Genomic DNA, 24,541 nt, shown 5'->3' on the forward strand with positions numbered 1-24,541 from the left:
CATGCCCCAATTGACGAGTGTCACAAGCCTGACGGACGAGGGAGAGGCCCGCGTGGTCCTGGCGGGACTGCGTGCCAGGGCCCAGGAGTTGAGCCGGGTCGCCGAGGCGACCGAGAGGGTCCTGGCCGAGCCGGACGGCCTGTCGATGGAGATCCCGGCCTTCCGGGAGTTCGCCCGCGAAGCGGTGCCCCGTTGGCACTTCGCCATGCTCAACGACCACGAGCGCAACGACGCCCTCGCCACCGCACTGGAGCGGGTCGTGCCCCAGGGGGGCACGGTCCTCGACATCGGCGCCGGCACCGGCCTGCTCGCCATGATGGCGATACGGGCCGGCGCCGCCCACGTCTACAGCTGCGAGGCGAACCCGCTGATGGTCGAGGTCGCCCGACAGGTCGTCGCGGCCGAGGGCTTCGCCGACCAGATCACGATCCTCGCCTGCCGCTCCGACGAGCTCGTGGTCGGCCGCGAGCTGCCCCGCCGGGTGGACGCGGTGATCTCCGAGATCGTGGACTGCGGGCTCATCGGCGAAGGCATCCTTCCCACGATCCGGCACGCCCGCCGCGAACTCCTCGCCACCGACGGGGTCATGCTCCCGGAGCGGGCGCGCCTCCTCGGCATGTTGCTGCAGAGCGAGAACGCGGTGAACCTCAACCGGGTCAGCCGGGCGGGCGGCTTCGACGTCTCGCGGCTCAACGCCTTCTCCACCCCCGGCCACTTCCCGATCCGGCTGCACACCTGGCCGCACCGGACGCTCTCCGACCCGGCGGAGCTGGTCTCCTTCGACTTCGCCGTGGACCCACTCGGCCCCGGCGAGCGCAAGCTCGTCCTGCCGGTGCGCGAATCCGGGACCGTGCACGCCCTGGTCGTGTGGTTCGAGATGGAGCTCGGCGGCGGTGTCGTGCTCCGCAACTCGCCGGAGAACATCGGCTCCCACTGGATGCAGGCGCTGATCCCACTCGCCGAGCCCGTCGAGGCGGAGGCCGGCACGACGGTCGAGCTCGACCTCGTCTGGAGCGAGACCCGTCTCTCCCTGGCCTGACCGCCCCTCCCCGGTACGGGCACCGATCCCGACCCCGCCCCTTTGCTCCACGAACCCCACCGATCAGTGGAAGGCAGTCCCGCACATGTCGCACACCCGTGTCCCGTACGAGCCGTTCGAGTTGAGCGGGGACGCCCTGCGCGAGGCGATCCTGGCCTACGCCGCCAACCCGGTGTACACGGACAACGAGGAGTGGGAGAACTCCGACAACCCCTATCGCAGGCAGTTGCGCCCGCAGGTCCTCCCGTACCTGGACTTCGACCGGGTGCCGGGCCGCGACCGGATCCTGGAGTACAGCAGCCTGGCCGCGCAGCGCCTGCTCACCAGCATCTACGAGGCCGATCTCGTCTTCTTCCCGAAGGCCGGCCTGGGCGAGCTGTCCGAGGACTTCCGCCACTACTACAGCCCTGGCAACCGCGCCCGCGGCGAGCTCATCCGTCCCGCGCTGGAACGTTTCGCCTTCGGTTTCCTCGACGAGGAGGTCGAGGTGTCCGGCGAGTGGACCACCGAGCGCCTGCTGGCCTACCTGGAGGACCTGGACGTCTATGCCGAGGGCGAGGCGTCCCCGGCCGAGAAGGCGATCCGCGATTCCTCGGACCGGCAGCGGGCCGCCCGCATGTGGCTGATCCAGTTTGCCCCGGACTTCCTCTCCGAGGCCTCCCCGATGGCGCGCAATGTGCTTGGGTATTACGGTCCCGAACAGTCGGAATGGTTCAAGATCCTGCTCGACGAGTACGGGTACGGTGTGCACGACACGAAGCACAGCACCCTTTTCGAGGCCACCCTCGAATCCGTCGATCTCGGCTCCGACGTCCACCGGTACTGGCAGTACTACCTCGTGTCGAGCCTGGCGTTGAACAACTACTTCCACTACCTGGGAAAGAACCACGAACATTTCTTCCGCTACATCGGCGCGCTCTACTACACGGAAAGCACCCTCGTCGATTTCTGCCGGCGTGCGGAGGGCCTCCTGACGGACGTCTTCGACGGTGCCGCGGACGTCCGGTACTTCACCGAGCACGTCCACATCGACCAGCACCACGGCCGCATGGCACTGGACAAGCTGGTGAAGCCGCTGATCGAGCGTCACGGGGAGCAGATCATCCCGGAGATCGTGCGCGGCATCGAGGAGTTCCGGCTCCTCAGCGCCATCGCGGACGAAGACTTCGCCACGCAGATCGCGTGGATGGACGACGCCGACCGTTACAAGGAGCTACACGACCCGGTGTACGCGGCGATCCAGGAGGGCCGGGTGACGCCGCCGGTCGCCGACATCGTGGAGCCGTACGGCGAACTGTCCAACACCCACAGCCACGAGGGCGACGAGCTCTGCCACATCGTGAGCGGCACGATGAGGTTCGTCAGCGGCTTCAACTCGTACCGGATCCTGGAAGCCGGTGAGGGCACCGTGATCCAGAGCAACCGTCTGCACGGCGCGATCATCGAGTCCGACGAGTGCGTGTACCAGATCTTCTCGGTCGGGGACCACCGCGCATGCCTGTCGTGACGTTCAAGGTCAGCGGCGCGGAGAACTGCGTCCGCGTCGCGGGCCTGCCCTATGTCTACATCCGCACCGAGGCGGGCGGGGCGGTGCTGCCGGCCTCCTGCCCGCACCGGGGCGGCCCGCTCAACCTCGCCTCGGTCGACGCGACCGGGCGGCGGCTCGTGTGCCCGTGGCACGAACAGACCGTCTCCCTCGCCCGGTTGAGCCGCCGCGTTCCGGCCGTCCGCTCGGGCGACACCGTGACCGCGGTGGTACGAGGTCCGGTGGACGCGCCGGTGGAACTCGGCCATCTTCCGGTGTCCCCGGAACTCGACGCCGGGACGTGAGCGACCCTCCCGGGGGCGGCCCTCCTGAGCCGCCCCCGGGAACCCAAGAAACCGGGAACCCGAGCCAGGAGCCTTTTTGGATCTTCGTCCGCCCCTTGCCCTCCGGTGCCGTCCCAGGACGCACCGGAGTTCACCGCGTTTCCCCGTGCCCGGCTCAGGCCACCACGGGGCGACAGCTGAAGCAGGCCCGGTAGCCGGCAGCGCGGGCCGCGTCCACCGAACCGAACGGCACCCGGTGCCGGTCGGTGATGCGGCGCGCGTGCGCGCAGGTCGGATAGCAGAAGATCCGGGTGGTGTCGCTGCCCAGGTATTGGGTGCCCTCGGCGGAGAACCGGTCGAGGCGATCCGCGTCGATGCCCTCATGGGCCCACAGCCGATCCACCAGATCCGGTGGCAGTCCGCAGTCGACGGGCCTCCCGTCCTCGTCACTGAGCCGGTGGACCGGAATCAGCACCGGGGCCGGGGTGGCCCGCACCGCCCGCAGTATCTCCACCGCGGTGAACTCGGGCAGCCCCGCCTCCTTCGCCAGCCACCCGGCCGGCCGGAGCTGGCCGCGCGGAATGGCTCGCACCGCCTCCAGGACTTTCCGTTCGGCCTCCGTCAAGTCACCGTAGTCGTAGCGCAACATCCGGTCGCGGCCGGTGCGCAGCGCCCCGGTGACGCCGGGCAGCGGCTTGGCGGTCGGCAGAGCCGTACGGCCCGTACGGCGCAGATGAGCCTCCTCGAAGGCATCCGGGCGTGCGAACCAGTCGACCGGCGCGCAGCCGGTGACCGCGCCCCTGCCGTAGGCCACGAACAGGGCGGCGACCGGGCCCTCGACCACGGCATACCGGTCGTACTCGCGCTCGGCGACACCAGCGCGCTCCAGGATGCGGATCGCCAGGTCCGCCGGCATCGGCACGCGCAGGTCGTCGACGCCCGGCGGCGAGATGTCCGCGATCTTCACTGAGGACACCTGGGGTCTGGCCGTACCGTTCCGTCTGTCCGGCTCGTCGTCGGATCCGGAGTGGAGCCGGCTCATCCGATCACCTCCTCTTCCGCCAGTTGGGGCTTGCCGCGCAGCGCGGCGAGACCTCGTGACACCTGTGCCTTCACGGTGCCGACCGGACAGTCCAGCAGCTCCGCGACCTCCGCGTAGCTCAGCTCGCCGACGTGTCGCAGGACCACCGGAAGCCGGTGGTGCTCGGGCAGTTCGGCGAGGGCGGCCACCAGTCTCTCCCTCTCGAAGGCGTGCTCGGCACGCCGCTCGGGGCCGGGGCGCCCGTCCGCGAGCGGCAGTTCCTGGACGTCCACCCCGTCCTCGGCGGCCGGCCGCCTGGTCAGCGTGCGCACGTGGTTCCGCCACACGTTGGTGCCGATCGCGAGCAGCCAGGCCCGCGGCTGCAGGGCGAGCCGTCGGTCTGGCGTGTAGTCGCGGAGCGCCGTGTAGGCCCGCAGGAAGGTGTCCTGCACGAGGTCCTCCACGTCGCGCGGCGCGCCGGACAGCCGCAGCAGCACCGCGTACACGGCGCCGCCGTGGGTGCGCACGAGCTCTGCGAACCCACGGTCGAGATCTGCGGCGAGCAGCTCGGTCAGCGGAGGTGGGATGTCGTCCATCACTGGCGTAAACACCACCGGCCGTCGAAGGGTTGCACCGCCTCGGGGAGCGCTTCCGTCACGCCCACAAGCCTAGGGGCGTCACGCCCTCCGGGACGCGAACGGCATTCGACGGTCACCCTCCGTTACTATGCTGGCCTCAGGCAAGCCGGCTCAGGCAAGCCGGCTCAGGCAAGGTCGAAGAGACGGGTGGTCCGGGAACGTGTTGGAAGAGGTCGTAGCGACCCGCTATGTCACGCCCCTGCGGGAGGGGGGATCGCTCCCGGGGATCGTCGAGGCCGACGATCTCGGCACGTACGTCATGAAGTTGTCTACCTGGCGGCGCTGGCCTGTATGGATGCAGCTGTACTCGCCCCTGATCTGCGCGGATGAGTCTTTCAGCGTCTTTCGGGATCGTGCGGCGTTACGCGGCCGGTTCTCCCCACGCGCTCCCCAGGGCCCTCGATACTCCCCAGATTCTCCCCAGGAAGTGCCGTTGTGGCGGGCCTGGTGGCACGGGGCGTCATGCCACTGAAGGCGCTGTCATGGGCACGTTGAGTGACTTCCTGCGGGGGCAGGGCGGGAGCCTGGCGCTGAGCGGATGAGCGCAAGGCGTGAGTCTGACTCTGCCTGAGCACGCTCAAGTTCGAGCGCGCCGTCGGAAGCCGACCTCTTTCCGATGACCCAGCACGTAGAGTGCGTCGCGATCCTTGAGCCCGCCGAAAAGGACCGCCGACCTGGGGTTTCTCCGAGTGTGCGTTATGGGCGTTACGTGCGTTAGGTGCGATATCTTGACGCATATTCGACGCACGTGACGCACGTTTGACGCACGAACGGCGTACGTTCTGATGGGCCGTCACCTCTGCTCGGCGGCTGCTGGGCGGAGCTCTTGCCTGTGTGACGGATGGGGATTTTGAAGCGGCTGGAGCACGGGTTCGAGCTGTTGGGCACCGGAGCCCCATCCGTCTCTCGGTAGTGACGTTCCGTGAAGCCAGGTTGGGTCTCCGGTGAGGCCGCCTCAGAGCCCGAGACCGTCAGCTCGCGGTTCGGGGACGCCCATCAGCCGTAGGTGTGCGCTTGGAGAGACCGAGCCCTTCACGCGGGCTATTGCGGAGTCGCTTCACGCGGCTGCTTCGCGTCGGGACTGTCCTGGAGACATGTGCCAGATCCAGCGCGTAGTGCGCTTGCCGACTCCGTATGCCGCAACGGCGCCCGGGCGTTCGGTTCGGTTCGGTTCCCATACTTCGACGGGTGCACCGGCGCGCGGCGCCGGGGGCTGAGAAAGGCCGCGGCCGTCTTACCGCCGCGGCCTCGGGTCTCGTAGGCGGTCAGGACGCCCTGAACAGCTCGTTCTGGCGGTCGACGTACGGCTGGAAAAGTGCTGCGGGCCAGTTCGGGTCGATGTCCGAGACGCGCTCGATCACCTTCCACACGCCGTCCCGGCGCTCGAAGCGATCCTGGTAAGTGCCGCTCGACACCACCCCTTCGCCGTCCTGCTTCCAGTTGACGCGCCAGCGCCATGACACGGTGGCGACGTCCCCCGCGCCGGTGATCTCGAACCATCCGACCTCGTGGAACCACTTCTCCAGCGGGAACACGCTGTGCGCGTAGTCGTAGAGGTTCTTCAGCTCGTCGCGGCCAGTGAAGGTCTGGCTGCGCAGGTCGTGAACGGTGAAGGTGGCCTCGGGCCAGTACAGGTCCACGTACTTGTCGGCGGATTCGCGGCTCGCGTCGTTGTCGATGCAGCGCTGGTGGAGTGTGAGCTGTTCGAAGATCTCGAACCGGTCCGTGGCGGTGAGGGGCCTTGGCTCTGTCATGTGCTTGCTCTTTCAGATCGAGGGGTTGCCGGGTTGAGCCGAGGTGGTCGGCGTCACAGGGCTGCGCACGCTTCGTCGCGGGTCACCGCCTTCCCGAGCGCCCCGTACTCGTGGAGGTCGCCGAAGACCTCGATGCGGATCGACTCGTCGATGCCCCCGACCTTGACGGGGTCGAAGCCCGCGGCCGTGATCAGTTCGGCCACCACCCGGCCGGCTGTGTCGTCATCGGTCGCGTAGAAGCCGACTGCGCGTTCGGGCGCCCTGCGGGAGGCGGAGGTCAGGCTTCCGGCCGAGAGGGTGCCGAACGCCTTGACGAGCTTGGCGCCTTCTGGGAGGAGGTCTGCCAGGAGCTGGCCGGAGGATTCTCCGGCTCCGATGGTCCTGACGAAGCCGCCGGCACCGTCTGGTGCGATCGGGTTGGACGGGTCGACCAGGATCTTGCCGGACATTTTGCCGCCGTACCGGGTGATGAACTCCTTGATCGTGTCCAGCCAGACGGCGAAGACGATCACGTCTGCTTGCTCCATCACCTGCTCTACCGTCAGCGGCGTGGCGTGGCTGCCCAGCGAAGTGGCGAGGGACTGCGCGGCCTTGAGGTCGCTGCCAGCGATCAGGACGTCTTCGCCGCCCTGGACGAGGTTCGCGGCCAGTCGGCCGCCGATGTTGCCGGTGCCGATGATGGCTGTGGTCATGAGAGGCGTTCCTTCGGTACGGGACGAGGCGGGGTGTCGGGGTTGAGCCAGCGGCGTAGCACGCGGGTGACGGCGGGCATGGCCACGTAGGTCATCAGCACGCTGAACAGCAGGGCGAAGACGGCGGTTCGTGCCACCTGCGGCAGCACCGTCAAGAAGGGGGCGAGGTACACGCTGCCCAGCAGGGAGATCGGGAAGATTCCGATGGCGGAGCTCACCGCCGTCTTCCACCGGGGCGGAGGAGGCGCCGTCCCGCCGGGTTCGGCGAACCAGGCCTCAAGGCCGGCCAGTTCCCGGCGGGCGACCTCGTGGTGATGCTCCTGGTGTGTGAACAGCTTTTCTCTCACCGGAGACTTGAGCCAGCGCTCCAGCGCTTCGCGGTCCCGGAAACGGTGGACGACGAGCCAGGAGCCGCTGATATCCACCGGGCGGAAGAGGCCGCCGCCCAGGTTGCCGGGAATGGTGGCTGCTGCTGCCAGGACGTCCTGTGCCCACCGCTGAAACGCTTCCTCGTGGCCGTGCTCGACGATCCGGGCGGCGATCAGGGCCATGTCTCCGCGTGAACTGAGGACCGTGCTCTCGGCGGGGGCGTTCACGGGGCTCCTGATGGGATGTGATGGCGGGGCCACAGCCGTTGTTCAGGCGCGGGGTGCGGCGTGGACGTAGTGCTTGGTCTCCTGGAACTCCTCCAGGCCGCGCACTCCGTTCAGGCGGCCCACACCGGACTGCTTGAAGCCGCCCTCCTCGAACATGTCGTGAACGATCGCCCAGGTGTTGGTCCACACCGTCCCGGCCTCGATCTCGCGTCCCACACGCAGCGGACGGTCGACGTCGCGGGTCCAGATCGAGGCGGCCAGGCCGAACTCGGTGGCGTTGGCCCGGGTGACGGCCTCCGCCTCGGTGTCGAACACCTCGAAGGTGGCGACGGGTCCGAACACCTCCTGCTGCACGATCGGGGCGTTCAGGTCGGCGACCTCGACCAGAGAGGGCGAAAGGAACGCTCCGTCGCGTCGGCCGTGTACGAGGACCTTGGCGTACGCGGCAGCGTCGGCCACGACGCCCTCGACGCGCCGGGCATTGTGCTCGTCGATGAGCGGGCCCATCTCGCTGGCCGGATCGTCTCCGGGGCCGACCTTCACGGCCTGCAGCGAGGCGACCATGCGGCGCCGGAGCTCGTCCGCGATGCCGCTCTGGACCAGTATGCGACTGCCGGTCATGCAGAACTGGCCGGTGAAGGTGGTGATGGCCTTCGTGAGGACCGGGACGGCGGCGTCCAGGTCCGCGTCGTCGAAGACGATCATCGGGCTCTTGCCGCCGAGTTCCAGGGAGAGCGCCTTGAGGGTGGGCGCGGCGTTCGCGGCGATGAGGCGGCCCACCACGGTGGAGCCGGTGTAACTGATGACGTCCACATCCGGCGAGCTGATCAGCAGTGGCGCACCGTCGTTGCCCGACTCGGTGAAGATGTTCACCACGCCCGCCGGGAGGCTCTCGGTCTGCGCGACGAGTTCGCTGAGCAGACCGTTGACGAGACCGGTCTGGCCCGGAAGCTTCATGACCACGGTACAGCCGGCGGCCAGGGCAGGGGCGAAGGAGCGGACGGCCAGGACGACGGGGGAGTTCCAGGGGGCGATGACGGCGGCGACCCCCGCGCCCTCGCGGAGCGTCATGGAGTAGAGGCCTGGACGGACCTCGGCCGAGCTGCCGTGGTCGCTCAGGGCGAGCGCGGCGTAGTAGCGGAGCTTGGGGATCGTGAGATCGATCTCGAAGGCGGCCTCTTCGAGGATCTTGCCGTTCTCACGGGCGAGCATCGTGACGAACTCGTCACGGCGCTCGGCCAAGCGGTCGGCCATCTCGAAGAGCGCCCGGGCGCGCAGGTTGCGGTCACGCGACCAGCCGGTGGTGTCGAAGGCACGACGCGCGGCGGCGATCGCTGCTGTCGCCTCCTCCGCTCCTGCGTCGGCGAAGGTGCCGAGGACCGTGCCGGTGGAGGGGTTCAGGGACTCGGTCTGCTTGGCCGAGTCGACCCACTGGCCGTCGATGAAGTTGCGGGCGTGCTGCATGGTGATGGGTCCTTGCATGTGTGAGGTGCAGGCTCTGGCGTGGGGGAGCGTGCGGGCGGTTCCGGTGGGCGATGAGGTCCCGTCAGCGCGGGGCGGGGGTCCCACGAGCTCGGCGAGTAGAGCTGCTCGTCGGTCGACAACCCCGACTGCTTCGACATTACGGCGGTGTCTGCCTCGCGAAATCGGTCACGGTATCGGTCATGACGACCGGGGGGACCTCGGTGGGGTGCCCAGGCCGGCCCCGCCAGGGCGGGGCCGGCGACGGTGCGGGTCAGGCGATGCCGGCCAGGGACTTGCGCTCGGTCAGCAGAACCAGCTCCGCCAGCAGAGCCTTCAGGAGGCTCTCGGTGAAGTCGTCCCCGGCGAAGGTGCCGTCGGCGGCGAAGCGCTGGTGGGACTGGAAGACGGTGACCTCGGGATGGGCGACGACAGGAGTCTGGATGCGGTGGAGGATCTGGCGCAGGACCAGCTGGCCACGGGCGGTGCCGAACTGGGATGGGGAGGCGCCGAGGATGGCGGTCGGCTTCTCGCGCAGTACCGGGTCGCCGTCGGCGGGACGGGAGAGCCAGTCGAGGGCGTTCATGAGCACACCGGGGATGGCGGAGTTGTACTCGGGCGTGGCGATGATGACGCCGTCCGCCTCGCGTACGCGTCGGCGCAGATCTGCGACGGCGGCCGGTCCCGCCCCGTTCTCTAGGTCCTGGGTGAAGAAGGGGAGGGTGTCCAGGCCCTGGTAGAGGTCGATGGTGACGCCGGTCGGTGCGAGTGCCTGCAGGGCGCGCAGAAGGCCGGTGTTGTGGGAGGACCGGCGGAGGCTGCCGGAGATGGCGAGGAACGTCTTGACGGGCATTGAGGTGATCCGATCGGTGGTGCCTGGAGGTGGGAGCGGGCCCTGCGCTGATCGGCGGGGGCCCGTTCGGAAGAGAAGAGCTGGCCGGTGGCGGTGCGGCGGTGTCAGCGAGTGGCTCGGTACGCCTGCTTGACGAGGTTCGTGACCGCGTCGGGGCGGCTGACCATGACGGCGTGCGAGCCGTTGACCTCGGTGATACGGGCGCCGGCACGCTTGGCCATGAAGCGTTCCAGAGACGGGCCGATCGCCTGGTCGTTCCTGGCGACCAGAGCCCACGACGGGATGCCCTTCCACGCCGCGTTCTTGAGCGGCTGACCGAAAGCCTCCGCCGCGATCGGCCGCTGGGAGGCGGCCATCAGAGCGGATGTCGCGGCCGGGACGTCGGCCGCGAAGGCGGCGTGGAACCTGGCGGGATCGAGCATGACCTCGGTGGCGTTGGTGCCGTCGGGCCGGGTGAACGGGAAGGGCGCCGTGGGCAGGGGCGGGACCCCCGTGTCGGGATGCTGCTCCATCAGCCCGCCGAGCGACTCGCCTTTCTCCGGGATGAACGCGGCGATGTACACGAGTGCCTTGACGTCGGGGATGGCGGTGGCCGCGTTGGTGATGACGGCGCCGCCGTACGAATGGCCGACAAGGATCTTGGGGCCCTTGACGCTCTGGAGCTGGCTCTGCAGGTAGGCCGCGTCGTAGTCCGGGCCCCGCAGGGGGTTGGCCACCGCCCGTACCGTGAAGCCCTGGTCGCGCAGTCTGGCGGCGGTGCCGTTCCAGCCCGAGGCGTCGGCGAAGGCCCCGTGAACCAGGACGACGGTGGGCTTGGGCGCCGCCCTGTCCGCGCCGAGGTCCGCGTCGGAATCCGCGTCCGCGAATGCGAGGGGCAGGGAGGCCACGGAGGCGGCCGCCACGACGGCGGCTGCGGCGGCGAGGGCGACGGAGCGACGAGTCCGCTTCTGCTTGCTCACGTGATTCCTTATGGGGTGTGTGCGGCAAGAGCCGCATCGGAGTTGGCCGTGCGCCGGGTCAGCGCGATCGGCCCGGTCGTGTGGAGGCTGTGGACGGGCGGTGCGTCCGGCGGAACGCGCGGACGTGCTGTCATCGCCGTGGCGGTGCGGGGCATGGGTGCCGAGGCGGAGCCGCCTCGGTGCGGGCGATGACGATCCACAGGAGGGCCGAGCAGACCCAGGCGACCGAGCCGAACACGAGCGGGCCCGCTACGGTCCCCTCGCGGCCGGCGCCTGTCGCGGCGGCCGCCACGGCCGGGAGGAGCGCTGTCCACGCCAAAGGCCGGGGCATGCTCGGTCTGCTGCCGGGGCGCAGGAAGCGGTGGGCGGCACAGTAGCCCGCGCAGGCCAGGAGTGTTGCGCCGAACACGTCGCTCGGCCGGTGCCAGTACAGTGCCTGGACCGCTCCGGCGGTCAACGCGAGCCAGGCGGCACCGACGGCGGCGAGGGCGGGCCGCCAGCGCTCCGGGGCGACGAGCGCGACACCTGCGACGAGGGCGGCGGTGAGTGCCACGTGGCCGCTCGGAAAGCTCACCTCGACGAGGTTGTCGTCCGCCCCCACGAGGTCCGGGCGGATGAGGAGAACGTTCTTGAGCACCTGTGACGCGGCGATGGTGGCGAGGACGGTCACGATCGCCGTACAGCCGGCGAGCCAACGCCTCCGGGCGAGGGCGATGGAGGCGATCGCGGTCAGGCCCACGGCGATGGTCTCCAGGTCCTGGGTCAGCGGCGGCGGCCCCCAGGACTGGGAGGCGTCGGCCATCCACGCACCGTCGGCATAGCCGACCACCAGCGCGTTCTCCGCCCGCTGTCCGAACGGCGTCCATACCGCGACGAGGTAGACGGCAGCGAATGCCAGGAGAGGTACCGACACGGCCCCGACAGCGGCGACGAGGCCACGTGCGAAGGCTGCGGGCGGGAAGGTGGCGGTCTTGCACGGTCGTGCCATGGTGGTTTCCGGATTCGCTGGTGGGGCTGCTCCGCGGTGGTGTCGAGGAGCAGCCCGGGAGGTGGGGAACGGTCGCCTGCGGGCGGAGCGGACCCGCCCTCGCGCGTGGGGATCGGCCGTCACCGGCTCTGGGTCCGGGCGGCCAGAAGCCGGGCTCGCTCGTCGCGCTCGGCGACGGTGCGGGCGCGGTTCCTGCGCATCTGGTGCAGCGCTCTGGTACGGGCTTCGACGCCGAGACGGTCGAGGTAGAGGGTGCCGTTGGTGTGGTCTGTCTCGTGCTGGAGGCAGCGTGCCAGCAGGCCGGTGCCATGGACGGTGACGGCGTTTCCCTCCCAGTCCTGCCCGTGCACGGTGGCCTCCGTCAGGCGCCTCAGCTCCTGCTGGGCGCCGGGGACGGACAGGCAGCCTTCACCACGCGTACTCCAGACGTCACCGACGAGCCGGAGCTCGGGGTTGAGGACGTGGCCGATACGCCGAGTGCCTTCCTCGTCCGGGCAGTCGTAGACGAAGAGCCTGAGGTCGACGCCCACCTGGTTGGCCGCCAGACCGGCTCCGTGAGCGGCGTGCATCGTGAAGTACATGTCCCGCAGCAGTCGGGCCAGATACGGCGTCCCGAACTCCACCACGTCGGCACATCGCCGGTGAAGCACCGGATCGCCGGTCTCGGTGATCGGCTGGTAAGCACCGCCCAGCGCCTCTGGCGGCAGCGAACGGTCGACGGCTGAGCGCTTGAACGGGGAGCTGGGCATGCGTATGGGGCCTTCTGACACTGGGGGAATCCGCTGGATTGGAGCGGGACGGCGTGCGATCGTTCATGCGTTGTGGTGTGCCGGGTGACGGCTACGCGTGGTGGGTGAGGACGGCTTTGACCGCAATGCCGGCCTGGACGTCGGCGACGGCCTGGTTGATCTCGGCCAGCGGGTAGGTGCTGATGAGGCGGTCCAAGGGGAAGCGGCCCTGGCGGTGCAGATCCAGCAGGCGGGGGATGAGGACGCCCGGGGCCTGGTGGCCCATCACGGAACCCGTGACGGTGCGGCCCTTGAGGAGTTCGAAGGCGTTCGCGTTGAGGTCGGCGTCCAAGGCGGCCACTCCCAGGACGGCGGCTGTGCCGAGCGGCGCGAGGACCGCGACGGCGGTGTTCATCACGGGAATGACACCCGTTGACTCCACGCTGTAGTCCACCCCGCGGCCGTTCGTGAGGTCCATGACGGCCTGGGCGGCGTCAGCGGTCGCGGCGTCCACCACGTCGGTGGCGCCCAGCTCCTTGGCGAGCAGGAGTCGTTCGGGCTTGCGGTCGACCGCGATGACGCGGGTGGCGCCCGCTGCGACGGCGGCCATCAGGGCGGCCAGGCCGACGGTGCCGAGACCGAAGACCGCCACCGTGCTCGCGGCCCGGACCTGGAGGGAGTTGAGGACCGCTCCTGCGCCGGTGATGATCCCGCAGCCGAGCGGGGCCAGCGTGCTCGGCGGCAGGCTGTCGTCGGCGATCCTGACCAGACTCCTGGGGTGCGCCAGGCCGTGCGAGGCGAAGGAGGACTGGCCGAAGAAGTGGTCGTGGACGGGGCGGCCCGCCGCGTCACGCAGGCCGACCGTGCCGTCCGGGCGGCGGGCGTGGAAGTTGAGCGGGATGTGCTGCTCGCAGTAGGCGGGCTGGCCGGCCAGGCAGTTGCGGCAGGCGCCGCACGAGTCCAGGCTCAGTACGACGCGGTCGCCGGGTGCGAAACCGGTCACGGCCGCGCCGACCGCCTCTACGGTGCCGGCACCCTCATGTCCCAGGACGACCGGGTGCGGGGTGGGAAGGTGGCCTGCTGCCGCCTCCAGATCCGTGTGGCAGATTCCGACGGCCTCGTAGCGGACCAGGATCTCGTCCGGGCGCGGGTCGTCGAGCGTCAGTTCCTCGATGAGGAATTCCGAACCGGCGTTTCGGGACACGGCGGCGGTGACCGAGGTGGGCATGGCGATGTGCTCGCATTCTCAGGCTGAGGAGTGCGGTGCCGGTGTGAGTCCGGGGACCGCGGGAGAGACCGGCAGGGGTGGTGAGGGGGCGGTGAGGCAGCGCGGGGCCGCACCACCCCTGCTGTGATCGACTAGCGCGCGGAGCGGCCGAGCACCAGGTCGGCGGCCTTCTCGCCGATCATGATGCTGGGGGCGTTGGTGTTCCCGCTGGGCTCGTGCGGCATGACGGAGGCGTCGGCGACGCGGAGGTTCTGCACGCCGTGGACCCGCAGTTCCGGGTCGACGACGGACAGGGAGTCCAGACCCATCCGGGCGGTGCCGATCTGGTGGTGCCCGGAGACGACCGTGGCACGGACGTGGTCGCGCAGCTGGGCACGGGTCGCCGTCCCGGGACCGGGCAGCACCTCGCCGTCGTTCCATTCCTTGAGCGCGCCCTGTGCGGCGATGTCGCGGAGCATTTCGAGGTTGTCGACCAGCGTCTCCAGATCGCGCGGATCGGAGAACACCTTCGGGTCGAGGACCAGCGGGGCCGTCGGGTCGGTGGAGCGCAGCCGTACCTCGCCGCGGCTGTGCGGGTGCAGCAGCTGGCCCACGGCGGAGAAGCCGTGCTCCGGCAGGTCGGCTCCGGGTACGGGGTAGGCGAACGACAGGAAGAGCGGCTGGATGTCGGGCGCAGGCAGGCCCGGACGGGTCGAGGCGAAGTAGTGGGCCTCCAGGCCCTGTGCCGACCATGCCGGCAGCGGCTGCCTGGACTTCCAGACCAGCGGAGCCGACCAGTGGTCCTGCAGGTTCTGACCCACCCCCGGCAGGTCGTCCCGCACCCGCAGACCGAGGTCACGCAGGTGGTCGGCGGGGCCGATGCCCGACAGCATCAGCAGCTGAGGGGTGCCGAAGACGCCGCCGGAGAGGACCACGTCGTCCACGGCCCGGGCGATGCGCTCCTGGCCTTCGACGACGTAGGCGATGCCGGTCGCGCGGTCACCGTCGAACACGATGCGGGTCACGAGGGCGCCGGTGGTCACGGTGAGCAGGGGACTGTCCTGCACCGGGCGGCCGTAGGCTACCCACGTCGACTGGCGGCGGTGGTGCTTGATGGTGTGCTCGGTGTAGCTCACTCCGTACTGGTCGCCGCTGTTGTAGCTGTCGTTGAACGGCAGGCCGTACTGCTGGGCCGCCTCGACCCAGGACCGCACCAGTGCGTCGGGCCCGGGGTTGCGCTGGACGTGTAGCGGTCCGTCCGTTCCGCGTCCTCCTGCCGCACCTCCCTCGAAGGCCTCCAGACGGCGGAAGTAGGGCTCGACGTCCTGCCAGGACCAGCCCGCCGCGCCCTGGTACGCCCAGGAGTCGTAGTCCGCCGCGGCGCCCCGGACGTAGATCATGCCGTTGAACGAACTGGAACCGCCCAGTCCCTTGCCACGCGGCCAGGGGAGCCGGCGGCCGTCCGCGTAGGTCTGCGGCTCGGTCTGGAAAGCCCAGTCCCAGGCGCTGTTCCACAGCTGGATCGAGCCGGTGGGGTCGTGGATGGCCTCGGTGTCGTCCACGGGGCCCGCCTCCAGGAGGAGGACCCTGCGGCCCGCGTCCACCAGGCGCCGTGCGATCACCGCGCCAGCCGAACCGGCGCCCACGACGATGTTGTCGAACTCGTTGGTGCTCATTGCTGTCCTCTTGTTTCAGGTATGCCTGTCGGACCGGGTCAGGGAGCCGTCGGCCGGACCTGCCCGGGCGGCACGGCACCACTGGGTCCGTGCGGGGCGCGCGCCGCATCCGTCACGTGATCCGTCGCTCGGCCTGCGGTGGCCGGACCCGGTCGGAGACCCGACTACGGCCGGCCACGCCAGCGGAACGGCCGTTGCGGCGTCGGCTCAGATCTGACGGGCGATGTGCTCCGCCGCGGCGATGACCGTGAGGTTCGTGGCGGCGGAGGGGACGTCGGGGAAGATCGATGCGTCGACCACCCGCAGGCCGGGCACTCCGCGCACCGCGCCGAGCCGGTCAGTGACGGCCGCCGGGTCGCCCTCGCCTCCCATCGGAGCCGTGGACGTCGGGTGGTGGTACGTGTCCAGGGTGGTCAGTACGGAGGCCAGGATCTCGGTGTCGTCCTTCGCCTGAGGGCCCGGGTTGAGCTCACGCTTGACCAGCCCGGCCAGAGGTTCGGTGGCCCCGAGCCGGCGGGCGAGCTTGACGCCTTCGAGGAGCCGGCGGCGGTCCTCCGGTTCGGCGAGGAAGTTGAGGTCGATCCTGGGGGCCTCCGCCGGATCCCTGCTGACCAGGGTGAGGGTGCCACGGGAATGGGGGCGGACCAGGGCGACGGCGAGCACGAAGCCGACGCCGGTCGGGCTCGTGGAGTGGTCGAACAGGTGGGTGGCGGTGATGTGGAGATCCAGTTCGCCTTCGGCTGCGGTCGAGCTGGCCGTCCACGACTTGGCGCCGATCACAGGTGTCTGCTCGCCGATCAGGTCGGGATCGGCGGCGTAGGCGTTGTAGTAGAAGGGGTGGTCCTGGAGGTTCAGGCCCACCGGGAGATCGGCGATCAACGGGATGTCCAGCGCGCGCAGGTCGTCTGCCGGACCTATGCCGGATCGCAGCAGGATCGCCGCGCTGCCGTAGGCGCCCGCGCTGAGGATCACCTCGGCGGCGCGCAGCTCGGTGCCGTCGGCGAGGAGTACGCCCGTCGCCCTCCCGTCGTCGAAGAGCACGCGGTCGACGAGGACACCGGCACGGATCGTCAGGTTGGTCCGGGAACGGACTTCCTCGGTCAGGTAGGCCATGCCGGTGTTCACGCGCACGCCTTCGCGCACGTTCATCGGGTACGGTCCCACGCCGTGCGGGTCGGCGCCGTTGAAGTCGTCGGTGGGCCGGATGCCGTCGGCCAGCGCAGCGTCGACGAAGGCGCGCTGCATGGTGCTGAGGTCGTTGCGCGTGAGCTGGGAGACGGGGAGCGGACCCGAGCGGCCGTGCAGTTCGTCGTCGCCGGCTTCGGTGGCCTCCAGCGTCTTGAACGCGGGCAGGATGTCTCCGTAGGTCCATCCCTTGAGACCGCGCTCCGACCAGCGGGCGAAGTCCGAGGGCAGGGAACGCACCGCGACGGAGCCGTTCACGGCCGAGCTGCCGCCGAGGACCTTGCCGCGGAAGGCGTCGACGGGGTGGCCGATGAACCCGGGCTCGGACCGGTAGCCCCAGTCGTGCCCGGTCCAGCCGCCCAGCGTGCCGCTGTCGGCCACCCCCGCGGGGTAGGCGTCCGGTGCGTAGGCGGGGCCGGCTTCCAGCAGGAGCACGCGGCGGTCGGGGCTCTCGGTGAGACGTGTCGCGAGGACGGCTCCGGCGGAACCGCCCCCGACGACGATGGTGGTGAAGGCTGCGTCGTTCATGCCGACGACGCTAGGCAGGTGCGCGCGTCCCGGCATCGGTCACCGTATCCGTCAGGTGAGCGGCGATGGCTCCTGCCCTCACGCGATCATCCGCAGCCCGTTGTCGAAGTCCACACGGGCCAGCTCCGAGCGGGCCACCACCCCGAGTTTCGGGAACACGTTGGACAGGTGGTGGCCCACCGTGCGGGGGCTGATCAGCAGGTGGCAGGCGATCTCCTTGTTGGTGAGGCCCTCCGCGGCGAGTTTGGCCACCCGCAGCTCCTGAGGTGTCAGCACGGACTTCTCGGCCACGCCGGCCGGCCTCGGCTGGGCCCCGGTCAGCTCCAGTTCACTGCGTGCCCGTACGAGCATCGGCTGGGCGCCGAGCCGGGCGAAGGTCTCGGCGGCCTCGGCGAGATGCAGCCGTGCCTCGGTGCGCCGTTTCGCCCGGCGCAGCCACTCCCCGTAGAGCAGACGGGTGCGGGAGTGCCAGAACGGCCGGTCGGCGGCCCCGGGCACGCGGAGCGCCCGCTCGAAACACTCCTCCGCCCGGTCGCCGCTGAGCAACGCCGTGCTGCGGTGCGCCGCAGCAACGGCCCAGGGCACGCCCGCGCGCCGGGCCCAGGAACCGAGGATTTCGGCGGCGGCCTCGCCGACCGTTGGACGACCGGCCCGGACGGCCGCTTCCACCGTGTCGGCAGCGGCGAGCAGCGCGAAGGTGCCGTGGGCCGCGTCATGACCGGTTTCGGTCAGCCGGACCAGGAGTTCGAGCGCCTCCTCGGCGCGCCCGGCGAACAGGGCGGCCTGGCCCTGGTTCCAGTAGGCGGCGGCGGTCAGCGCACGCACGCGCCGTGGCACCGACAGCCGCAGGGTGACAGCGCTGAGTTCGGCGACCTCCTCCTCGTCACCGCTCAGCGCGGCCAGCCAGCCCAGGGAGTTGCGGCACTGCGAGGCGGCGTGGTCGGCTCCTATCTCCTCGGCCAGCCGCAGCGTCTCCGTGGCGCTGGCGCGGGCCTGGCTCCAGCGACCCGTGACGATGTCCAGGGTGGCTGTCTGCGGCACCGTCAGGACGAGGGCGTTCGTCGCGTCCGTACGACGCATCACCTCCAGTTTGCGGCCGAGCACGTCGGAGACCGCCCGCTCGGCACCCCACGCCGCGGCGAGCGGTGCGGGTGGCATCAGCCGCCATGACACGGTGCCGAGAGGAGCCGTGACATCCTCCGCGAAGGGCGGCACCGCTTCGGCCTCGCTCCACCACGGAGCGAGAGCGGACAGGACGCTCGCCTCCGGCGTGTCCGCCCCGCACGTCAGCTCCGACAACCGGCGCAAAGCCGCGGCTTGCCGGTCGGGGGATCCCGCGGCCCAGCCGGCCCGCACCGCCAGGCAGGCCAGTTCCATGGCCTTGGTACGGTCCGGCACCGAACTCGCGTCGCGCAGCAACAGCCGGTGCGCGACTTCCTGGTCGCCGTGAGCGAACTCGATGAGGCCGCTCAGACCGCCGCTGTCCTGCGCCACTGTCTGCGTGGGCGCCAGCCGGCCCGCCTGGTCCAGCAGATCCCGAGCCCTGGCCACCTGCCCGCACTCCCAGGCCGCGAGGGCCCCGAGTGACAGGCGGCGGGCCGCGTCAACGGGGTCGGGCGACAGCTCGGAGGCCCGGAGCAGTGCTCGGACGGCCGATGCGTTGCCGCCGGAGGCCGCGTCATGGCGTGCGGTGCGTTCCAGCAGTTCCGCCACCGCTTCGTCGGCCACGTCGGTGGCCGCTGCCAGGTGCCAGGCCCGCAGTCCCTCCTCGGTGGCGTCCCGCTCGAGTGCCTGGGCCAGGGCCCTGTGGGCCGCCTGGCGTTCGGCGAAGGAGGCCGCGTCGTACACGACGGCTCCGACCAGCGGTGCCTTGAACCGGAGCGAGGGGCCCTGGAGGGAGAGAAGCCCCGACCGCAGTACCTCGTCCCAGGCCGCCGCGCCGGCCCCGAGCGTCGCAGCCGCGGCGCGCACCAGGTGCTGATCGCCGCGGTCCTCCGCGGCCGCGACGAGCATCAGAGACCGCGCACCGGGGGAGAGTACCGAGGTGCGGCTTCCGAAGGCGCGGCGCAGTAGGGGGCCGACGGGAAGCCGCGCCCCCGGGCCGGCCGTGAGGGTCGGCAGTTCCCGGAGTGCCAGCGGGTTTCCGCAGGCGGCCGCGACGGTACGGCGCACGGCTTCCTCGGGTGCCGTCGGATGTTCGGTGCGGACCAGCCGCTTCGCGTCGGCGTCGCGGATCGGGGCCAGGCCGATCGCTCGCAGGCCCTCCCAGGGGCCTTCGGCCGCCGGATCGCTGTGGGCGGCGAGCAGCATGGCCACCCGTGATGTGTCCAGCCGTCGGGCGACGAAGGCCAGGCACGCCGCAGTCGGCTCGTCCAACTGGTCCGTGTCGTCCACGGTGATCAGCAAGGGTTCCTCAGCCGCGAGCTCGGTGAGCAAGGTGAGGGTCGCCACGCCGATCAGGAATTGGTCGGTCGCGTGCTGGGTGTGTCCCAGGGCCCCGTGAAGCGCGTCGGCCTGCGGCTTCGGAAGCGTGCCGATCCGGTCGACCAGTGGCCACAGCAGCCCGTGCAGGGCGGCGAAGGCCAGTCTGGACTCCATCCGGCTGCCCCGGCAACCCAGGACCGTGAAGCCGGCCGCTCGGGCGGCGGCGCACTCGAGCAACGCCGTCTTTCCGATGCCTGGATCTCCCCAGAGCACGAGGGCCGATCCGTTTCCCCGCCGTGCCTCCTCCAGGAGTCGGTCGAGCTCCTGCCGCTCTCGATCCCGTCCGTACAGATTCACTTCCGTGCTCCCCGCTTCTTCCCCGTACACCACACGTGCTTCCCCTCGCGAGCGAGGGGGATGTCGCAGTCAGATGCGACCGATACGGTGACCGATGCGCCCGTCCGGCCGGGCCGCCTACCGTCACCGCCATGAGCAGTCATTCCTTCGAAGACGGCGCCCGGCTCGCCGACCAGGTCGCCTCGGCGACAGGCGCCGATCCGAGCGACCGTCTCCTGCACACCCGAGGTGCCTGGGCGGCGGGTGCCTTCACTCCGTCGGAGATCGCCGCCTCCCTGAGTACGGCTGAGATCTTCGCCGTATCCAGCACTCCTGCCACGGTCCGCTTCTCCAGCACGCTCGGAGGCGCACACGGGCACGACGGGGACCCGTCGGACCACGGCATGGCCGCCCGGATCGGCGGCCTCGACCTCGTGATGTTCACTCTTCCGGTCTTCTTCGCACGCACCGGCGCGGACATGGTCGAGTTCCTCCGGGCCGCCAACTCCCCGGACCCGGCGACGGCCGTACCCGCGTACGTGGCCCGCCACCCCGAGGCGGCCGTCGCCCTCGACCTGGCCCAGCAGGCCCGCCCTGCCGCGAGTTTCACGGGCCTGACGTACCACTCGGTGCATGCGTTCGGTCTGCTGGACCCGACCGGTACGACCCTGTGGGCCCGGCTGAGCTGGCGGCCGCTCCGCGCGGCGCAGCCGCTGATCCCCGAGGAGTCCCGCAGCCGGCCGCGGGACTATCTCCGTGCCGGGCTGCACGCCGAACTGCCTGCTCGCTTCGACCTTGTGGCCCACCTTCCGGCCGCCCAGGACGAGGTCCACGACCCCACCCGTCTGTGGTCCTCGGAGCAGTCGGTGACGCTGGGCACCCTGACCCTCGAACGGGCGGAGGTCCCCGCCTCGGAGCTCGGTTTCGATCCGCTGCGCCTGCCGCAGGGCATCGCCGCCCCACTCGACCGGCTGGCGAGAGACCGCAGCGCCGCCTACCTGGCTGCGCAGCGCCGCCGACGCGGCTGAACCGATGAGCGACCCCTGCTGTACGACTCTCGTCGTACCGCTCCCTCATGGCCGTGGTCTCGGCCGACGATGTCGCAAGGTTCATGGGAGGACTCTCGCAGCCCGTTCTCAACGCGCTCTCAACGTCCTCCGAACAACGCTGTGTCGACGTGGGGTGACTCAGTCGACACGGGGCAGGTCTCGCAGGATCCTGTCGATCTCGGCGGTGAAGAGGGCCAGCCCTCGGGGCTCGGACAGCGCGCGAGCCTCCAGCAGGAGCTCGCGGGCTTGCCTGTGGTCGTCCTGGTCGGCGCGGGCACGGGCCAGGTCGATGAGGGCCGCGATCAGCTCGGTCACCGCCTCGCTGCCCCGCAGGTGGCCGACGGCCCGTTCCAGCAGGGGCAGGGTGCTGTCGTCACCTGACGTCAGCGCGACGGCCCGCCAGGCGCGACCGAGCGACACGGCGGTGTCCCATCTCTGTGCGAGCGCGAGTTCGGCCGCCGCCAGCTCCCTGGCGCGCTCGCGTTCACCGGTCTTGAGTAGTTCCATGGCGGCGGAGCTGCGCCAGGCGAGGTACCCGGGATTGTGCAGACCCCAGGCAGCGTTGCGACGACCACAGTCGACGAAACAGGCTGCCGCCTGGTGTGCCTGCCCGCGCGCGGAGTGGAGCAGGCCGCGTACCCACTTCACCACCGGCAGTTCCCACGTCTCGGTGTTGGCGTGCTCCGTCGCGCTGTCGAGCCACTTCTCGGCTTCGTCCGCCTGGCCGAGACCCAGGAGCGCCTGGGCGTACTGGGCGACCAGTGCGGCCGGGCGGCGCGGCACCTGCTCCAGGGACAGTCCGGCCACGGGGGCGCATGTCTCGAGGGCCCGCCGGTAGTCGCCGCCCCGCATGTGGACCTCGGAACGCATGATGCGTCGGTAGATGTCCATCGTCCCGAAGTAGCGGTCCTCGTGGAGATCGCTCAGCTGTCCGGCGAGAGCGAACTGCCCGGCCCATTTCGCGATGTGCGTCAGAATGCCCACCACTTCGCGCGGCAGTTTCTCCCACGCACCGTCCTGGTGGCACTCCGCGGGGAAACGGGACATCGCTTCCGCGGCGCTGTACCGCACCTGGTACGTGTCCTCCCAGGTGAGGACGGCGTTCGTCACCAGGTCGTCGGCCCGGTCCCCTGACGCTCGCGCCGCACGTAGCCGCTCGATATGTACGGCCCAGCTTTCGGGGGTCAGCGCGGCCACCATCCAGGCAGAGGCACGAGCGGCCTCCGCCGCGGCCGGATCGCGCGGTTCGGTTTCGGCGATCACTTCGTCCATGAGGGTGAGGGCGGCTCCGCCGCGACGGTTGGACGCCATCGTCCAGGCCAGGGGGATCAGCGCGGTCGGTGCCCTCCGCGCGGCACGTTGTTCCTCAAGTGCCTCGTGGAGATGGGTCAGCGAAGCGGTGGGGTTGACCCACAGCTCCAGCTGACCGAGCTGGACGAGCACGGCGGCGCGCTGGTCGTGGCCGGCGATGCGGAGCGCCGCCTGGAGGTGGTGGAGGGCCTCCCGGACCGCGTGCTGCCGAAGGCATTCGTCGGCCGCGTCCACCAGGACGGTCGTCCAGGAGGACCAGTGCGTGCCCGTCAGCGCGTCCAGGTACCGGGCGGCCTGCCGGGCGCTGTGCCCTGAGCTCAGGGAGTACCGCGCGGCTGCCACCCGAAGCCGGCTGTCCTCGTCCGGCGAACAGAGCCAGCGCAGGGTGTTGGGCACCAGGGGGTGCCGGAAGCGGGCGGGGTCGGCCGTGGACAGGATGCCGATCGCCGTCAGGCGTTCGCACCGGGCCTGAATCTCGGCCACAGCCTCCTTGCACACCTCCGCGAGTACGTGGGGCGTCGGCTGAAACTCGTGCAGGACCGCGATCGCTCGGAGCAACAGGGCACGGTCGTCCGTGTAGTTGTCCAGCATCAGCGCCATCGCCCGCTTGAAGCGGACGTCCGGGGTGTGCTCGGGCACACGCCGCAGGTCGGCATCGGGCAGGGCACACAGGTCCGCGATCAGCGCCACGACGAGCTTGGGGATACCGGCTGTCGCCTCATGGACACTCCGGGCGAACTCCTGCAGGTGAGGAGCGTCCACCCGAGCCGCCGCGAGCTCGGCGATCCCGGATCGGGTGAGCCTGCCGAGGTGCAGAGTCGCCGAGGAGACGTTTCCCAGGTCCAGAGTCCGCCGGTACGCCTCCGGGTCCCAGGGGCGGTCCTCCACCGCCAGCACCAGGAGGACGCGCGTGGCACGCAGCCGCTGTGCCACCAGCGTGAGGATCTGCATCGAGCGCTCGTCGATGCACAGGACATCGTCCACCAGGAGGACCAACGGGGCACCTGCGGCACTGTCGACCAGAAGGGCTGCCATTTGCTCTGCCAGCCGGTGATCCGTGACGCGGTCCTGAAGAGCGGACGAATCCACAAGATCGTCACCTGCTTTATGACCGAGACCGCCCAGAATCGCGTTGAGCAGCCCGAGAGGTACGTCCCCGACGGAAGGAGTCCTCGGCAGGTTGAGCCGCCGCGCAGCCGGTACCAGGCGAGCGGCTTCATCGAGGAAACGCGATTTGCCGTGCCCGTAGATGCCGGACACGAGGGCCAAGCCACCCTCGGCCGTTGCCGCTCGCTCGGCGAGCGTCACGATCGCGGCGAGCTGGTCCTCTCGCTCCACCAATGGAGTGGCCTCGGTGGAGGGCTTCGGTGCCGGCGGAAGCACAGCGGGAGCCATGGCGGTGACAGTGACGGGCGACGCCTCCTCGTACATGCCGGATGGCGGCCCGGACAGGATCCGGCTGTGGAGGGCGCGCAGCTCGGGGCCTGGGTCGACCCCTAGTTCGTCGATCAGGAGCCGCCGGGTCCGTGTGTAGACCTCCAGTGCGTCGGACTGGCGGCCGGCCAGGTGCAGTGCGCGCATCAAGAGGGCACGCGGGCGTTCGCGCAACGGGTGCTCGGCCGTCAGCACCCTCAGCCGGTCGATCACGGAGTCGTGCCGGGCGAGCGCGATCTCGATATCGAGACTGTCCTCCAGGACGGCCAGACGGCGCTCGGTCAAGGTCGCGCGCCACATGGCGGCATACGGGCCGGGTATACCTGCCAGGGGTTCGCCGCGGTACAGCCGCAGTGCTCGGTCGTAGAGCTGCTCGGCCTTCTGCCACTCGGAGTGCTCGCGTGCATGGTTGCCCTCGGCCACCATGTGCTCGAACTCGCCCAGGTCCGTCTGATCGTCCTCGATGCGCAGCTGGTAGCCGCCGTGTCCCGACAGCAGCACGGTACCGGCAGACCTCGGTCTTCGCTCCGGCTCCAGCACTCGGCGCAGTCCGGCCACATGCGTCTGGATCACCCCGACACCACTCGCCGGTGCGGAGTCCTCGTAGAGGGCGGCGAGCAGGCTCTGGGTGGACACCCACTGGCGGCGCCGGAACGCCAGCGCGCACAGCACCGCCCTGCGCTGAGGGGGCCCCAGAGGCAGTCGCCGGTCGCCCCGCAGAGCCTCGACACCACTGAGGAAGGTGAATCGCACCTCCGCGATCGACGAAGGGCTCTTCTCCGGCGAATCGCCCACACTATCCTCCGAAGCCATCCGATAAGCCAAGAGGCGCATCTTACCTGACGCACGCCAC

19 protein-coding genes are annotated in these 24,541 nt (G+C 70.3%); 4 read left to right on the forward strand and 15 right to left on the reverse strand.

Annotation, left to right across the window (positions count from 1 at the left end):
- The first annotated feature begins 1 nt into the window (after nucleotide 1).
- The 3 genes from ACFW22_RS15495 to ACFW22_RS15505 all read left to right on the forward strand — a co-directional run bounded on the left by ACFW22_RS15495 (nucleotide 2) and on the right by ACFW22_RS15505 (nucleotide 2,869).
- Entirely contained in the window at nucleotides 2-1,039 is a 1,038-nt protein-coding gene (locus ACFW22_RS15495; protein WP_386403716.1) for a 50S ribosomal protein L11 methyltransferase, read from the forward strand.
- Between the two features lie 85 nt (nucleotides 1,040-1,124).
- A complete protein-coding gene (locus tag ACFW22_RS15500) occupies nucleotides 1,125-2,546 on the forward strand; it encodes an iron-containing redox enzyme family protein (RefSeq protein WP_386403719.1) in 1,422 nt (473 codons plus the stop codon).
- Entirely contained in the window at nucleotides 2,534-2,869 is a 336-nt protein-coding gene (locus ACFW22_RS15505) for a Rieske 2Fe-2S domain-containing protein (protein ID WP_386403722.1), read from the forward strand. Before ACFW22_RS15500 ends, ACFW22_RS15505 begins: the two co-directional genes overlap by 13 nt.
- Before the next feature lie 154 nt (nucleotides 2,870-3,023).
- Here ACFW22_RS15505 and ACFW22_RS15510 read toward each other — a convergent pair whose 3' ends face one another.
- The 14 genes from ACFW22_RS15510 to ACFW22_RS15575 all read right to left on the reverse strand — a co-directional run bounded on the left by ACFW22_RS15510 (nucleotide 3,024) and on the right by ACFW22_RS15575 (nucleotide 19,915).
- Nucleotides 3,024-3,815, reverse strand: a complete 792-nt coding sequence (locus tag ACFW22_RS15510; protein WP_386403725.1) for an Ada metal-binding domain-containing protein — start codon at nucleotides 3,813-3,815, stop codon at nucleotides 3,024-3,026.
- A 71-nt stretch (nucleotides 3,816-3,886) separates the two neighbouring features.
- The gene (locus ACFW22_RS15515; RefSeq protein WP_386403728.1) at nucleotides 3,887-4,465 is read right to left on the reverse strand and encodes an RNA polymerase sigma factor; all 579 of its coding nucleotides are present in this window, start codon (nucleotides 4,463-4,465) and stop codon (nucleotides 3,887-3,889) included.
- A gap of 1,307 nt (nucleotides 4,466-5,772) precedes the next feature.
- The gene (locus ACFW22_RS15520; protein WP_384878862.1) at nucleotides 5,773-6,261 is read right to left on the reverse strand and encodes a nuclear transport factor 2 family protein; all 489 of its coding nucleotides are present in this window, start codon (nucleotides 6,259-6,261) and stop codon (nucleotides 5,773-5,775) included.
- Nucleotides 6,262-6,314: 53 nt separating this feature from the next.
- The gene (locus ACFW22_RS15525) at nucleotides 6,315-6,953 is read right to left on the reverse strand and encodes an NADPH-dependent F420 reductase (RefSeq protein WP_384878859.1); all 639 of its coding nucleotides are present in this window, start codon (nucleotides 6,951-6,953) and stop codon (nucleotides 6,315-6,317) included.
- Nucleotides 6,950-7,549 carry an antibiotic biosynthesis monooxygenase gene (locus ACFW22_RS15530; RefSeq protein ID WP_384878857.1) on the reverse strand — a complete coding sequence of 200 codons (600 nt, stop codon included), beginning with the start codon at nucleotides 7,547-7,549 and terminating at the stop codon, nucleotides 6,950-6,952. Before ACFW22_RS15530 ends, ACFW22_RS15525 begins: the two co-directional genes overlap by 4 nt.
- A 42-nt stretch (nucleotides 7,550-7,591) precedes the next feature.
- Nucleotides 7,592-9,013: an aldehyde dehydrogenase family protein gene (locus tag ACFW22_RS15535; protein WP_384878855.1), complete on the reverse strand. Its 1,422-nt coding sequence runs from the start codon at nucleotides 9,011-9,013 to the stop codon at nucleotides 7,592-7,594.
- A 271-nt stretch (nucleotides 9,014-9,284) separates the two neighbouring features.
- Entirely contained in the window at nucleotides 9,285-9,863 is a 579-nt protein-coding gene (locus ACFW22_RS15540) for an NADPH-dependent FMN reductase (protein WP_384878852.1), read from the reverse strand.
- Between the two features lie 104 nt (nucleotides 9,864-9,967).
- Complete coding sequence (locus ACFW22_RS15545) at nucleotides 9,968-10,822, reverse strand: alpha/beta fold hydrolase (RefSeq protein WP_384878850.1); 855 nt, start codon at nucleotides 10,820-10,822, stop codon at nucleotides 9,968-9,970.
- Nucleotides 10,823-10,952: 130 nt separating this feature from the next.
- Nucleotides 10,953-11,735 (reverse strand): phosphatase PAP2 family protein, encoded by a 783-nt coding sequence (locus ACFW22_RS15550; RefSeq protein ID WP_386403736.1) that lies wholly within the window; start codon nucleotides 11,733-11,735, stop codon nucleotides 10,953-10,955.
- A 194-nt stretch (nucleotides 11,736-11,929) separates the two neighbouring features.
- A complete protein-coding gene (gene def, locus ACFW22_RS15555) occupies nucleotides 11,930-12,559 on the reverse strand; it encodes a peptide deformylase (protein WP_384878844.1) in 630 nt (209 codons plus the stop codon).
- A gap of 91 nt (nucleotides 12,560-12,650) precedes the next feature.
- Nucleotides 12,651-13,766, reverse strand: a complete 1,116-nt coding sequence (locus tag ACFW22_RS15560; protein ID WP_384878842.1) for an NAD(P)-dependent alcohol dehydrogenase — start codon at nucleotides 13,764-13,766, stop codon at nucleotides 12,651-12,653.
- A 131-nt stretch (nucleotides 13,767-13,897) separates the two neighbouring features.
- The gene (locus ACFW22_RS15565) at nucleotides 13,898-15,421 is read right to left on the reverse strand and encodes a GMC family oxidoreductase (RefSeq protein WP_384878839.1); all 1,524 of its coding nucleotides are present in this window, start codon (nucleotides 15,419-15,421) and stop codon (nucleotides 13,898-13,900) included.
- 207 nt (nucleotides 15,422-15,628) lie between these two features.
- Entirely contained in the window at nucleotides 15,629-17,134 is a 1,506-nt protein-coding gene (locus ACFW22_RS15570; protein WP_384878837.1) for a GMC family oxidoreductase, read from the reverse strand.
- A 78-nt stretch (nucleotides 17,135-17,212) separates the two neighbouring features.
- A complete protein-coding gene (locus ACFW22_RS15575; RefSeq protein ID WP_384878835.1) occupies nucleotides 17,213-19,915 on the reverse strand; it encodes an AAA family ATPase in 2,703 nt (900 codons plus the stop codon).
- 131 nt (nucleotides 19,916-20,046) lie between these two features.
- On the opposite strand from ACFW22_RS15575, the gene ACFW22_RS15580 reads away from it, so the two are divergent.
- Complete coding sequence (locus tag ACFW22_RS15580) at nucleotides 20,047-20,922, forward strand: catalase (protein WP_384878833.1); 876 nt, start codon at nucleotides 20,047-20,049, stop codon at nucleotides 20,920-20,922.
- Nucleotides 20,923-21,081: 159 nt separating this feature from the next.
- On the opposite strand, the gene ACFW22_RS15585 is transcribed toward ACFW22_RS15580, so the two are convergent.
- Nucleotides 21,082-24,483, reverse strand: coding sequence for a BTAD domain-containing putative transcriptional regulator (locus ACFW22_RS15585; protein ID WP_384878830.1), 3,402 nt, complete (start codon nucleotides 24,481-24,483; stop codon nucleotides 21,082-21,084).
- Nucleotides 24,484-24,541 lie beyond the last annotated feature (58 nt).

This window comes from Streptomyces sp. NPDC058872 (assembly GCF_042743065.1).
Taxonomy (GTDB): domain Bacteria; phylum Actinomycetota; class Actinomycetes; order Streptomycetales; family Streptomycetaceae; genus Streptomyces.

Bases quoted from the DNA above. Each gene is read 5' to 3' on its own strand.
- ACFW22_RS15505 (WP_386403722.1), top strand. From the start codon at position 2,534: ATGCCTGTCGTGACGTTCAAGGTCAGCGGCGCGGAGAACTGCGTCCGC.
- ACFW22_RS15570 (WP_384878837.1), bottom strand. From the start codon at position 17,134: ATGAACGACGCAGCCTTCACCACCATCGTCGTCGGGGGCGGTTCCGCC.
- ACFW22_RS15495 (WP_386403716.1), top strand. From the start codon at position 2: ATGCCCCAATTGACGAGTGTCACAAGCCTGACGGACGAGGGAGAGGCC.
- ACFW22_RS15535 (WP_384878855.1), bottom strand. From the start codon at position 9,013: ATGCAGCACGCCCGCAACTTCATCGACGGCCAGTGGGTCGACTCGGCC.
- ACFW22_RS15515 (WP_386403728.1), bottom strand. From the start codon at position 4,465: ATGGACGACATCCCACCTCCGCTGACCGAGCTGCTCGCCGCAGATCTC.
- ACFW22_RS15540 (WP_384878852.1), bottom strand. From the start codon at position 9,863: ATGCCCGTCAAGACGTTCCTCGCCATCTCCGGCAGCCTCCGCCGGTCC.
- ACFW22_RS15580 (WP_384878833.1), top strand. From the start codon at position 20,047: ATGAGCAGTCATTCCTTCGAAGACGGCGCCCGGCTCGCCGACCAGGTC.
- ACFW22_RS15525 (WP_384878859.1), bottom strand. From the start codon at position 6,953: ATGACCACAGCCATCATCGGCACCGGCAACATCGGCGGCCGACTGGCC.
- ACFW22_RS15560 (WP_384878842.1), bottom strand. From the start codon at position 13,766: ATGCCCACCTCGGTCACCGCCGCCGTGTCCCGAAACGCCGGTTCGGAA.
- ACFW22_RS15500 (WP_386403719.1), top strand. From the start codon at position 1,125: ATGTCGCACACCCGTGTCCCGTACGAGCCGTTCGAGTTGAGCGGGGAC.
- ACFW22_RS15520 (WP_384878862.1), bottom strand. From the start codon at position 6,261: ATGACAGAGCCAAGGCCCCTCACCGCCACGGACCGGTTCGAGATCTTC.
- ACFW22_RS15565 (WP_384878839.1), bottom strand. From the start codon at position 15,421: ATGAGCACCAACGAGTTCGACAACATCGTCGTGGGCGCCGGTTCGGCT.
- def (WP_384878844.1), bottom strand. From the start codon at position 12,559: ATGCCCAGCTCCCCGTTCAAGCGCTCAGCCGTCGACCGTTCGCTGCCG.